This window comes from Gordonibacter sp., from assembly GCF_036667095.1.
Taxonomy (GTDB): domain Bacteria; phylum Actinomycetota; class Coriobacteriia; order Coriobacteriales; family Eggerthellaceae; genus Gordonibacter.
On sequence record NZ_JAVWUP010000045.1, the window covers coordinates 4829 to 17839 of the forward strand.

Sequence of the window (13011 nt, forward strand, 5' to 3'; positions counted from 1 at the left end):
GCGCGGCCCGATTACGTGGAGCTTGCGCGCGTTGAGGCGCTTCGGGGAGCGGGAGCCGATGCTGCCGAGGTGAAGCCTACACCCGCTGCCGGGCGCGAAAGAGGTGCTTGTGCCGACGAAGCGCACGTCGCCGTCTCGGCCGATGGCGTGCGGACTGCGCCTGCTCCCGCTTGCGAGGAGGCGGGGCGCACGGCGTACGACGTGGTCGTGGTGGGCGGAGGCGCAGCCGGCATGGCGGCGGCTCTTGCTGCGGCGCGACGCGGCGCACAAGGCGTGCTGGTGATAGACCGCGAAGCGAAGCTGGGCGGCATTTTGAAACAGTGCGTTCATAACGGCTTCGGCCTGCATCGATTTGGCGAGGAGCTTACCGGTCCCGAGTACGCGGCCCGCGAGATCGCCGCGCTCGAAACGATGGGGCTGCCAGTACCGGGCGACGTGCGGCCGGGCATCGCCGTTATGGCCGACGCGTCGGTGCTGTCGGTGGAAGCCCCCGGTGCTGACGGCACGCTGTGCGTGCAGGCGGTCGGCAGTGCGGGTGCCTACGCTCTGCGCGCCCGCGCCGTGGTGCTGGCCACGGGCTCGCGCGAACGCGGCCAAGGCGCGCTCTGTATGGCGGGAAGCCGCCCGTCGGGCGTATTCTCGGCCGGCAGTGCCCAGAACTTCATGAACTTGCAGGGCTGCCTACCGGGGCGGCGCGCCGTTATCCTGGGGTCGGGGGACATCGGCCTGATCATGGCGCGGCGTCTGGCATCGCAAGGTGCCGAGGTGGTAGGCGTCTTCGAGCTCATGTCCTACCCGTCGGGGCTGCGCCGCAATATCGTGCAGTGTCTGGACGATTTCGGCATTCCGCTACACCTGGGCCGCACGGTCACGCGGTTGGAGGGGTCGGGCCGCCTGGAGGCCGTGTACGTGTCCCTGGTCGATCCGCGCACGCTGGCGCCGGTGTCAGGGACCGAGCAGCGCGTTGCGTGCGACACGCTGCTGCTGTCGGTGGGCTTGATTCCCGAGAACGAAGTGGCGAAGACGGCGGGCGTGGCACTCGATGCCTCAACGGGTGGGCCGCGTGTGGACAATCGGCTTGCCACCGAGGTGCCCGGCCTGTTCGCTTGCGGCAATGCCCTGCATGTGCACGATTTGGTGGACCATGCGTCAACCGAAGGGGAAGCGGCCGGCGCGGCTGCGGCCGATTGGGCGCGCGCGGCTGCGAAGCGGGGCGGGGACGAATCCGGAGACGTGGCTGCGCTCGCGCTGCGCGGTGTCGGCATGGCTTGTTCCGACAATGCGGCTGCTTGCCCCGAGGGCGCCGTCGCGGGCGCCGCAGGCGGCTTCGGCCCGGCTCGCAGCGATGCGACGCCCGTGCGCTCGGGCGAAGGCGTTCGCTACGTGGTCCCCCAGGCGATCAACCCGGCCACCGGTGCCGACGAGCGCATCACCTTGTCCTTGCGCGTGTCCTGCGCTCTGCGTGAGCCGCGCTTCTTCGTCGAGGGAATTGGTGAGGACGGTCGGGCGGTCCTGGTGAAAAAGGCAAAGACCCTGGTGGCGGTTCCTGCCGAGATGGTGCAGATCGTCCTTTCCGGTGTGGATGTTGCCGGGTTCTCGTCGTTGCGCGTGCGTGTTCTGGGCCGTGCCGAGTCGCGTAACGAGTGCGATCCTCTGGCTTGTGCGGGACAGGCGGCCGCTTCGCACAGGACCGTAGACGGAGAAGGTGCCTAGATGCAGCAAGCTGTTGAAGTATCCACGTTCACCTGCATCTGCTGCCCGCTTGGCTGCCCGCTTGAGGTGTCCTTCGACGCTGCCGGCAGCGTTGCCGACGTGGTCGGCAATACCTGCAAGCGGGGCGCCCAATACGCTGCCCGCGAAGCGACAGCCCCGGAACGCATGGTTACGGCCGTGCTGCCGGTAGCGGGGTGCCTCGAGCCCGTAAGCGTCAAGACGACGGCTCCGGTGCCGAAAGCGTGCGTGTCCGCGGTGCTTGAGGCCTGCCGTGGCATGCGGCTTGCGATGCCGGTTGCGGCGGGTGAGGTCCTTATCGCCGACGTGTGCGGAACCGGCGTGGCTGTGGTTGCCACAAAAAGCGTACCATGAGGCTTTCTGCGCTACCGCATCCATCCGATGCGACAGGGGCCTGCGAAGTGGCCGGAGCCTCGTAGTATTTCAAAACTATAATAGTTGTGTCATCCTAGCTAAATTGAATATGCGGCAAAGCTCCGTCACACTGATGTTAGATGCTCGGAAGAGGGAAGCATCGGGAGAAAGGACGTGTGATATGGATGGCGCTTTGGGGAACAACGGCCACCTGAGCAGGCGGGCGTTTTTGGGAGCCAGCGCAGCAGCGGCCGCAGGCCTTGCCTTGGCCGGGTGCAGCCCACAAGGCAAGCTCAAGGAAACTGATAAGGCGAAAGGTCCTTTGTTCACGGTCGACGCAGAGCTTGAGGCCGAAAAGGGCGGCACCTGGGTTACGGCCTCGTGCAGCAACAACTGCGGCGGCATGTGCCTGAACAAAGCATATGTGGTCGACGGCGTGGTCATACGCACGAAGACCGATGACGTGGGGGAGGATTCCGAAGGTACGCGCCAGCTGCGAGCCTGTCCGCGCGGGCGTTCGAAGCGGCAGGACACCTTCGGGGCCGACCGTCTCAAATATCCCATGAAGCGCAAGAATTGGGAGGCGTTCACGGGCGGCAAAAAAGAACTGCGCGGCAAGGACGAATGGGTGCGCATTAGCTGGGACGAGGCTCTCGACATCGTTGCGAAAGAGCTTCAAAACGCAATCGATAAATACGGGAACAAGTCGATTCTGCTCGCGGGTCGAGGCGATGGATCGTTGCTCGCACGCATGCTTAATTTTGCAGGTGGGTTTACGCGCTCCAGCGCGACGCGTTCCTACGGAACGGCGTACTTCAATGCTACGACTATGGGACTGTTTAACGTGGGTCTTGGCGAGGAAAATGACCGGATGGACTTCCCGAATGCCGAGACTATCGTGTTTTATGGAGGCAATCCTGCTTGGGCTTCTCCGGGCTCGTACACGTACCAGTTCAATGAGGCAAAGAAGGCCGGCACCAAGTTCGTTTTCGTGGGGCCGGAGTACAACGATACGGCAACCTGGTTCGATGCGAAATGGATTCGCGTGCGCCCTGGTACCGATACTGCCTTCCTCATTGCCGTGGCGTACGAAATGTTCAAGCTTGACGAGGCGAACCCGGGATCTGTTATCGACTGGGATTTCATCTACAAGTACACGGTCGGCATCGACGGTACCAGCGTGGCGCCTGACGCGAAAGTCGACGAGAACTTCAAGGACTACGCTTATGGCACCTACGATGGTGAGCCGAAAACGGCTGAGTGGGCATCGAAGATTTGCGGTACCCCTGCCGAGGACATCCGCTGGTATGCCGAGCTTATGGGCAAGGACCATGCGGTAACCATCCTGCGCAGTTTTGCACCCTTGCGCACCAACGATTCCGATAACTTCTTGGCGCTGTACACGGGCGTAGGGTTCATGGGTGGCCATGCTGGCAAGCCGGGTCATGCGACCGGCACCGCCTACCATAACTGCATCGGCAGCCCGGCCGACCCCATCTTCAAGCCGGGCAAAAGCGGGCTTGAGAGCGTGAAGAACGTCTTCGAGGAGTGCATCAACGGTTTTGAGATGTGGGATGCGGTATTGACCGGGAAATACAACTATACGGGAGAGATCCGCAAGAACAAGCTTACCGCCCAGGATATTCGCGCTATCGATATCCACGTGGTGTGCCACATCAACGTAGCCCCTGTTTTGACGGAGCTGAACCTCAATGCGGCAATCGAGGCGCTTCGCAAGGTCGATTTCGTCTTCTGCACGGCGCGCAACTTCACCTCGCAGGCCGAGTATTCCGACGTGGTGCTGCCCGTTACCACCGAGTGGGAGGTGCCTGGCACCGTCAAGGGCGGGTCGCTTCCCACCCTGGTGAACCGCGAGGCTATTGTGGTTGCCATGCAGGTGTGCGAGCCCTTGTTCGAGTCGAAGACCGAGCAGCAGATCATGGAGGGCCTTGCTGAGAAGATGGGACTTGATGTCAAGGCGATATTCCCCGTTGATGAAAAGCAGCAGCATTTTAACAAGCTTGCGGGCACGACATTTAAAAACGACAAGGGCGAATTTGTGAATCTCGTCAGCATCACGAAAGCGGATATCGAAGAATGGGGCGTGCAGGGCGAGGCGCAGGAAGGTTTCATGCCCCTTCCCGAGCTGATCGAGAAGGGCCTCTTCCGCGTAGAGCGAAAAGCGGGAGATGTCTATACCTACTATGGGTATCAGAACTACCTGGCCGATCCGGTTGCCAACGCTCGAGAGACACCCAGTGGAAAGATCGAGATCTACTGCCAGACAAAAGCCGACGCGCTCAACGGGGCCGGATTCACCAAGGATTATGACTGGAAGCCGTATCCAACCTACAAAGCGCCGGTCAACGGCTATGAGGCTACGTTCTCCGACTTTGCATCAGGAACCAAGGGCGAGTATCCCTACCAGATATACAACCCGCACTATCTGCGTCGCTCCCATACCCAGTTCGACAACCATCCGTGGCTGCGCGAGGCATTCACCCAGCCTTTCTTCGTGTCGGCGAAAGATGCCACCGAAAAGGGCGTGAAGGACGGCGATGTGGTGCGTGTTTGGAACGAAGCGGGGCAGATTATTCGCCAGGTAAGTATCTCTGAACGCATGATGCCGGGTGTGGTAGCACTTCCTTGGGGAGCGTGGGTTGCCATTGACGAGGCTACGGGTATTGACAAGGCGGGATCGGCAAATATGCTTACCCCCACTGCAAGCTCGGGGTGTGGCGTTTCTGGATACAACACCAACATCGTCAACTTCGAGAAGTACGACAAGATTGCGCTCGATCCGGATGCGCAGTGGCCCGATCGTGTGATCGACCTTGGAAAGGAGGCGTAAATCATGGCGAGTCTCGGTTTTTACTTCAATCAAGAGAACTGTATTGGGTGCCGTGCGTGCCAGGTGGCGTGCGTCGACCGCAACGACCTTGCCGTCGGGCATCTGTACCGCCGCGTGAGCTCGTTCGAAACGGGCAAGTACCCGGAGGCGCGTGTCTACCATTACTCGGCAGCGTGCAACCATTGCGAGAAGCCTGCCTGCGCCGCGAACTGCCCGTCAGGTGCCTTGCAGAAGGCCGACGATGGCACGGTGCAACGCGACAAGGCAGTCTGCATTGGTTGCGGCACCTGCGTGGAGAGCTGCCCTTACGAGGTGCCCATCCTGCTGGAAGACCAGCATATCTCGGGAAAGTGCGATTCGTGCAAGGCGTTTCGCGACCAGGGCGCAAACCCGGTGTGTGTCGACGCGTGTCCCATGCGGGCGCTCGATTTCGGCGACTTGGACGAGCTTGCCGCAAAGCATGGCGGTGATTTGGTGAGCGCGCTGCCTATTTTACCGTCGCCGGACGAGACGGTTCCCTCGCTGCTCGTTGCGCCCCGCGCAGCTGCCTTGGCTACCGAGTACAAGCCCTTCGCCGTCTAGGCCTTCTGGCCTAGGCAGGCGTTCCCCCTCCCAGGTGAGTCCCCCGTGCATTCAGTGTGCGGGGGCTTGCCTGCATTACCTTGAAGGAGCTGATGCGATATGGATTACAGCGAGGACGTGCATGCCAAGCTCGCGGCGCGACACTACCTGTATGGGCTGTTCCAGGCCTTGTTCGGAAGCGAGCCGACCGAGCAGTTGCTCGGAGCGGTCGATAGTGGCGTTGCTGCTGAGGCGCTATCTATCTCCTTGCTGCCGGGCGTGGCTCAGGCCGAAGCGGAGCGCCTGCTGGAAAGCCTTGAAGACCCGGCGGATCGCCTTGCTTCGATGGAGCGCGACTACGCGCATGCCTTCATAGGTCCCCATGAGCTGCCAGCGCCGCCGTGGGAGTCGGTGTATGCTGGCAATAAGCGTCTCCTGTTCCAGGCGTCGACCCTTGAGATCAGGGACCTATACCGCTCCCAGGGGCTGCTGCCCGAACAGTATCCGCGCGTCGCCGACGATCATCTGGCGCTCGAACTGGACTTCCTTGCTCGGTTGGCAGAGCGCGCACTGCACGCCTACGCCCTTCGGGCGGGTAGCGCGCATGCGGGCGAGCGCTTGAGCGACCAAACGGAGCGCGGGGGCTCTGCACAGGGCGACGAAGCGTTTGCGGAGGCTGTCTGCGCAAGCCTCTCGTTTGCGACCGACCATCTGGGCGCTTGGGTGGGCGCGTTCTCCCGCGACCTTGTTGCGTGGAACAGCGGGTCGCTCTATGCCGATGCTGCGGTTGTTCTTGCGGCGTTCGTGCAAGCCGATGAGGGTTTCCTAGCCCAACTGGAAGTGGTAGCCGAACACGTATAATGGATTCGGGGAGAGGCTCGGTTGCGAAGGGGGGGGGCGGTGTTCATGCGCAAGCAGGGAAAGCCGGAGCCGGGCGGCTCCGCTGTGCGTTTCGTGAGCCTGAAGGTGAAGTTCGCCGTGCTGTTCGTCTTGGTGGCGGTGCTTCTTCTGTGCTTCAACACGGCATGGCGCCTGCACGTCCAAAACGAGCAGGCTGAGCGCGAGATGCTGGAAACGACGCAGGTGCTGGCCACCGAGATGGACGCCATCTGGGACTTCATGGAGATCAACCAGTCTCAGTTCACCAAGAAAGAAGACGGCACGTACAGCCTATACTGCGTGGTGGCGGCCAAGGTGGTGGCCAAGCTGTTCACCAGTAAGAGCGACGGCGTGGTGGTGCACTACACGAACCTGCACACCCGCAAGGACGACGACACGCCTGACGGGTTCGAGGTGAGGGCGCTCGAGGCACTTCATGCCGACCCCGAGCTTTCTGCCTACTACGAGCTGACCACCCAAGCGGACGGCTCTCCTGCCTTTCGCTATGTCGAGCCGCTCTATATAACCGAGTCCTGCCTGGAGTGCCATGGCGACCCGGCAGGCGAGCTCGATGCGATGGGGTATCCCAAAGAGGGCCTGAAAGAAGGCGACATAGCGGGTGCGGCAAGCATCATCATGCCTGCCAAAACCTACATGGACAACATCCGCACGAACCTCATCCAGGAGACGCTGCTGTTCTTGCTGCTGATCCTCTGCGGCCTGGGAGTGATCTTCTGGGGCATCTCCAAGTTGGTAACGCGTCCCGTTTGGCAGCTGGAAGGGGCTGCTGCGAGCCTCGAGGAGGGCGAGTTCGACGTGCGGGTTGATGCCGCGACGGTTCCCGACGAGATCACCGGTTTGGGGCGGCGCTTCGAGTCGATGGCCGAGCAGCTGAAAAACGTGTACGTTGGGCTTGAGTCTGAAGTGGAGTCTCGGTCGGCGCAGATCATCAAGTCAAACGAGGTTTTGGAGCGGCAGCGCTGCGAGCTCGAGGCCATGAATGAAATGTTGCAGAAGGACAATCGCCTGAAATCGGACTTCCTCGCCATGATGAGCCACGAACTACGCACGCCGCTCACCTCGATTCTGGCCTTCGCCGACCTGTGGTCGAACACCAACACTCCGCGCAACGACGACGAGGAGAAGATCATGGAGGAGATGAAGGCAAACAGCCAAGTGCTCCTTTCTATGGTGAACAACATGCTCGACCTGGCACGCATGGAGACGGGGACGCCCGAGCTTATGCTGGAGCCCGTCGATGTGGCTGATGTGCTCCATGCGGTCAGAAGGGGCATGCACTTCCTCGCCGAGAAGAAAGGCGTTTCCGTAACGGTTGAGGTGAACCGCTCGGTCCCCGTGATCCTAGGAGACCAGGAAAAGCTGCGCCGCATCGTGGAGAACCTCGTGTCGAATGCGATAAAGTACGCCCATGCGGGCGGAGAGGTGAGGGTTTCGGCGGCGTATTCGTGCGACGAGCATCTGCTGATCATGAGCGTGTCCGACGACGGCTGCGGCATCGCTGAAGCCGACCAGGCCTCCATATTTGAACGGTTCGTGCGCGGCAGTGCGCAGAAGGCGGGTGCAAGCGGCAGCGGCTTGGGCTTGGCGCTGGTGAGGGAGTTGGTGGAACTCTACGAAGGGACGATCGCGGTTTCTTCGGCCGTGGGCTGTGGCAGCACGTTCACCGTGAAGCTGCCCGTTGGCCTGCTTGAGCTGGACGATGAATACGACGAGGGGTGAGGGGACTTCCATGAAGATCATGCTGGCTGATGACGATGAGGGCATCAGGGTGCTGGTGAGCCATATCATCAAAGATGCAGGTTACGATTTCTGCGTGGCAGTCGATGGCCTCGAGGCCATCGAGCAGTACAAGGCAGAGCGTCCCGACGTGCTTATCCTAGACGTGATGATGCCGGGCTTGAACGGCTTCGATGTCTGCAAGCGCCTCAGAGACGAGAAGGTGACGGTGCCTATCATCGTGCTGACGGCCAAAGGCGACATCGTCGACAAGAGCGTCGGATTCAAAGCGGGCGCCGACGATTACCTGGTGAAGCCGTTCGTCTCCGAGGAGCTGCTGCTGCGCATAGAGGCCTTGCTGCGCCGCAGCGGCAAGGTTATGACGGAAGGGTATATTTCCGACCGGCTCCAGTTCGACGGTATGGAGATAGACGTGAAGCGCCGTCGGGTAGAGGTGGCGGGGGTGGTGGCGAACCTGACGCCCAAAGAGTTCCATCTGCTGCACCTGCTGGCCAGCAATCCGGGCATCGTGTTCACGAAAGACCAGCTTATAGAAGATATCTGGGGCGCGCATTACGAGGGGGAGATGGCGGGTATCACCGTACTGGTCCATCGTCTGCGCGAAAAGATAGAGGCCGACCCGTCGAACCCCCGCTACGTGCACACCGTGTGGCATGTGGGATACCGGTTCGGAGATTGACGCAGGTGCAGCGCGCGTCGTGCGGGCTGAGAGGTGCGGGAGGGCTCCTGAGAGGTTCGTGCTGGGAGCGGCATAAAAGCAGCTCCCGATGCCGATGCGCTTCGTCGAGCGCGGCATCGGGAGCCTTCCTGCAAGTTTAGCCGCGGCGGTTGTTGCGCTGCTTGGATACGGCGGCTCGATGTGCACGACCGGGGCGTAGATCGCTGCCTCCGCTCGAGGGTTTAGCGGAAGATTGCCTCTGCGCCTGCTGAGATGGTCCGCTTTTCCTTGGGGGGCGATTCTGCCCGCCGTTTCCTGGAGTACCTTGTTGAGTGCCTTGGCCTGTGGGACGCTGGCGGTTCGGTTGGGCACCGGTGGTGCCAGCAGGCTTCTTCTTGCTTTTTGGCCTGTTGCTTTGCGACGGTGCTGTCTTGTCCTCGGCTGTCGTCTCGCGTGCTTTCTCCTTGCGCTTCTCGCGCTTGGCCATCTCGCGTGCCGCTTGGGCGATCTCGGGATCGAGGCGTGCGTTGCTGCGTGTTGCGCGCGCGGCAGCCTCAGCTTCGGCCTCGCCGGCATCGAAGGTGGCTATCTCCATTTCGGGAATGTCTCGCTTGATGAGCTTCTGGATGTCTCGCAGGGCCTCTTCTGTCTCGGGGCTCACGAACGAGATGGCCCAGCCCTCCTCGCCAGCGCGACCCGTGCGGCCGATGCGGTGCACGTAGTCCTCGGGCTGGGTGGGCAGGTCGTAGTTGATCACATGGTCGACGCTTTCCACATCGATGCCGCGCGCCAGCACGTCGGTGGCAACCAGCACGTCGGTGGTGCCGTTGGTGAAGTTGTCGAGTGCGCGACGGCGCTGGTTTTGGCTGCGGTCGGAGTGGATGGCCTCGGCGGTGTAGCCCATGCGCTTCAGGCGGCGGCAGGTGGAGTCGGCGCGACTGCGCGTGCGGGTGAATACGATGACGCGCTCGGCGCCCTTTTCGTTCAGTACCGCTTTGAGCAGCGCTGGTTTCAGCGTCTGCGGTGCGCGCACGATGAACTGCTCCACGGTGTCTGCTGTCTCGCCCTTATGGGCGATCTCCACCAGCGCCGGGTCGTGCAGCAGCTTGCCGACGCTCGACATGATGGAGCGGTCGATGGTGGCCGAGAACAGAAGCGTCTGCCGCGTGGCGGGTGTGGCACCGATAATCTTTTTCATGGAGGGCCAAAATCCCATGTCCAGCATGCGGTCAGCCTCATCTAGCACCAGCATGCCCACGTCGCCCAGGCGCACTGCCCCCTGCTCCATGAGGTCCACTAGGCGACCCGGTGTAGCGATGAGCACGTCGACGCCGTGTTTCAGCTGGCGGATCTGCGGCTCGTAGGACATACCTCCGACGATAGTAAGGATGCGGTGGTGGGTGGAGGCGGCGATGGCGCCGCACACCTCGCCGATCTGCTGCGCCAGCTCGCGTGTGGGGGTGACCACCAACATGAGCGGCCCCTGGCCACCTTGCGCATGTCCCAGCTTGTCGAGGGACGGCAGCGAGAACGCGGCCGTCTTGCCGGTGCCGGTCTTGGCGGCGGCAATCAGGTCGCGCCCCTCTAGCACCAAGGGGATGGCCTGCTCTTGTACGGGGGTTGGATCGGTGTAGCCCAGGTTCGCCACGGCGTCCAGGGAGGCGGGGGAGAGCCCCAGTTCGTTGAATTGCGTCATGCTTATCTGTTCGTTCCTTTCGGGGAATAATACGGGCAGGTTCGTTTTGTCAGGTAGGTTCGGGTAGGTTCGGGCCATTGTCCGATCAGCGGATGTGCGCGGGTTTTCCTCCCCAGTAGAGCCGCGCGAAGTGCTTCTTGCGCAGCGGGTCGTGCGGGCTTTTCGGGTGCGCCGCCAAGCCGAGCGTGGCTCGGACGATGTCGCGTGCGGCATCAGGCTTGCGCAGGAAGCTGCCGTTCACCAGCATGGCGCGGATGCTTTCAGGGTTGCGCGCGATGTGGCTGAGCGTGTCCAGCAGCTCGCGTGCGGTGGTCACGTGCATGGCGGCACCGGTTGCGGTGAGCATGTTCACGTTGACCTTTTCCTGTCCGTAGGCGCGGCCCAAGAGGATCATGGGCACTTGCGCACAAAGGCATTCGGTGACCACGAGACCGCCTGACTTGCAGATGACCAGGTCGCTTGCAGCCATAAGCGCAGCCATGCCCTCCACGTACTCCAGCACCGTCACGTTGGTGAGTCCCAACTCGCTGCATTCTTGGCGCAGGTGACGGGCGTAGTTGGCGTCGTTGCCGGCCACGATAGCCACATGCATGCTGTCGAAGCGGTGCAGGTAGGGGAGCATCTTGTCCAATGCTTCGCGGAAATGCACGTAGGGTCGGGGCAAGTAGGCGCCTGCCAGCGCCAACACTACTTGCTTGTCTTGGGGCAAGCCCAGCCGCTCGCGTGTTTCGGCTTTGTCGTAGGAGCGGCGGAAGTCCTCGCGTGTGGGGATGCCGGTGATGAGGATGCGCTCGTCGGGTATTTTGCGCGGCCGCAGCGTCTCGGCCATGGCCTCAGTGGCCACGCAGAACAGGTCGCCGCCCCGGTGCGGCCAAAGGCCTTCGGTTTCGTAGTCGGTCGGCACGCATACAACGGGGTACTCTAGTCCGGAGAGCATGCGAGCGCCTACGGCCACGTTCGCGGCAGTGATGTGGGTGCACACGATGGCGAGAGGGCGCACCTTCTTCACATGGTCGGTGAAAGCCGGGTACATCGTGTGCGACCAGATGGTGCCCCCGGCCCACAGCAACCGTCCCGTGAGCGTGTAGCGCCAGGTGAGGTCGTAGAGCGGGCGGGTTGCTCCCGTGAACAGCGATGCGGCATGGTCGCCGTCGAAGACGATGCGCCCCCAATCCAGGATGTCGATGACTTCCACCTGGAGGTCAGGCGGGATCGAGAGCGGTTCCTGCGACATGCCTTCTCCGGTCGCCGCATCCTCCGAGGTCGATAGAGCCGCCTCATCGCGCAGCAGCTCGAATGCCTGGGCTATGGCCATGGCCGCGCTGCGATGGCCCGATCCGACCGAGGCGTGCATGACCAGCACGGTGGGCGGTACGGGCTCCGGTGCCGGAAGGGCTGGCTCGTCGTGCGTGCCGGCGGTCGGCGTCTCGGCGACCGAACGGGAGCTCTGAGCGTCGGTACCGGGGTTCGGCGCCTCAATGGCGGAGTTCTTTGCCTGATCCGGGGCAGACGGCGCTGCCGATGGGGTCTGCTGGCCGACCTGCTGTGGCAGGGGGTGGCTGGTATGGGGGTGCGGCATGGCCGTCTCATCGATGTTCATATCCTTCATCATACTCTAAGAGAGCCGCTGTGGGGCCGTTTCAGGCTTTGAAAGCGCAGGTTCCACGGAACCTGTGGAACCGTATGCGCAGGGTATGCGCGGCCTACCCTCGTTCCGTAACGGAATTGTGACGGACGGCGAACGAAACGGATCGCACAGCCGTATCGTATAGACTGGGGCAGACGGTGCTGCGGTGCGAAGATGAGGCTGGCCAAGCATCAGGTGCCGAGATGCGCCGTATCGAGGAAGGTCGTGGTGTCGTGGCGGGTAGGCTCAGCGAGCGCATACAGCGCGTGATGGTAGGCCGCAACGGTCCCGACGAGTTCGCGCGCTTCTTCATCTGGGTCTCGTTCGCCGTGCTGGTTGTCAGCCTGTTCGTCGGCGATGGCATGGCGCGGTGGATGCTTTCCGCGCTAATGCTGGCTTGCTTGGCCTACTGCTATTTTCGCATGCTGTCGAAGAACATCGCAGCGCGCAACCGAGAGAACCGTGCGTATCTGCAAATGCGCACGCGGGTGACAGACCCCTTTTCGAAGCTGCTCGAACGCATACGCCAACGGCGCACTTATGGCAAGGACTACCTATTCTGCCGCTGCGAGCATTGCGGCCAACGCTTGCGGGTGCCGAAGGGGAAGGGTTCCGTCAAGGTGACCTGCCCGAAATGCGGCAACTCGTTCAAGACGAAGTCGTAGCACGGCGGCAGGGTGGCAGCACGTGCCGACGGGCCCTCTTGGCGGTTTGCGGCAATGGCGGTTGTGCTAGGACACCGCGATCGGCGTTGTGTGGACGCGGCTGACGGCAGGTCTGTAGGCAGGGAGGCGGGGAGCGAAAAAACTCTTGAAACCTTTCTAAAATTTACTCTTGCAATGCTGCGGGCGCTTTGCGATAATATGCAGGCTGTTTTCCGCAGAGGAAATAGCCCT

10 protein-coding genes are annotated in these 13011 nt (G+C 62.2%); 8 read left to right on the forward strand and 2 right to left on the reverse strand.

The window, feature by feature from the left end:
• The 7 genes from RR842_RS06235 to RR842_RS06265 form a co-directional block, all read left to right on the forward strand.
• Positions 1-1713: FAD-dependent oxidoreductase (locus RR842_RS06235; protein ID WP_332729264.1), on the forward strand; the 1713-nt coding region annotated here is incomplete at its 5' end.
• Positions 1714-2085 (forward strand): DUF1667 domain-containing protein, encoded by a 372-nt coding sequence (locus RR842_RS06240; protein WP_332518186.1) that lies wholly within the window; start codon positions 1714-1716, stop codon positions 2083-2085.
• A 181-nt stretch (positions 2086-2266) separates the two neighbouring features.
• Positions 2267-4936 (forward strand): molybdopterin-dependent oxidoreductase, encoded by a 2670-nt coding sequence (locus RR842_RS06245; protein WP_332729265.1) that lies wholly within the window; start codon positions 2267-2269, stop codon positions 4934-4936.
• 3 nt (positions 4937-4939) lie between these two features.
• A complete protein-coding gene (locus RR842_RS06250; protein WP_332553968.1) occupies positions 4940-5518 on the forward strand; it encodes a 4Fe-4S dicluster domain-containing protein in 579 nt (192 codons plus the stop codon).
• Positions 5519-5617: 99 nt separating this feature from the next.
• Complete coding sequence (locus RR842_RS06255; RefSeq protein WP_332522131.1) at positions 5618-6358, forward strand: molecular chaperone TorD family protein; 741 nt, start codon at positions 5618-5620, stop codon at positions 6356-6358.
• Between the two features lie 45 nt (positions 6359-6403).
• A complete protein-coding gene (locus RR842_RS06260) occupies positions 6404-8116 on the forward strand; it encodes an ATP-binding protein (protein ID WP_332729268.1) in 1713 nt (570 codons plus the stop codon).
• 10 nt (positions 8117-8126) lie between these two features.
• Positions 8127-8813 carry a response regulator transcription factor gene (locus RR842_RS06265; protein ID WP_332513758.1) on the forward strand — a complete coding sequence of 229 codons (687 nt, stop codon included), beginning with the start codon at positions 8127-8129 and terminating at the stop codon, positions 8811-8813.
• Between the two features lie 136 nt (positions 8814-8949).
• Here the strand turns inward: RR842_RS06265 and RR842_RS06270 are convergent, their stop codons facing one another.
• Together RR842_RS06270 and RR842_RS06275 are read right to left on the reverse strand one after the other, a co-directional pair.
• Positions 8950-10488 (reverse strand): DEAD/DEAH box helicase, encoded by a 1539-nt coding sequence (locus tag RR842_RS06270; protein WP_332553965.1) that lies wholly within the window; start codon positions 10486-10488, stop codon positions 8950-8952.
• Positions 10489-10573: 85 nt separating this feature from the next.
• Positions 10574-12088, reverse strand: coding sequence for a glycosyltransferase (locus RR842_RS06275; RefSeq protein ID WP_332513761.1), 1515 nt, complete (start codon positions 12086-12088; stop codon positions 10574-10576).
• A 230-nt stretch (positions 12089-12318) separates the two neighbouring features.
• Here RR842_RS06275 and RR842_RS06280 point away from each other — a divergent pair, with 230 nt between their 5' ends.
• Entirely contained in the window at positions 12319-12780 is a 462-nt protein-coding gene (locus RR842_RS06280; protein ID WP_332729266.1) for a hypothetical protein, read from the forward strand.
• The last annotated feature ends 231 nt before the right edge of the window (positions 12781-13011 follow it).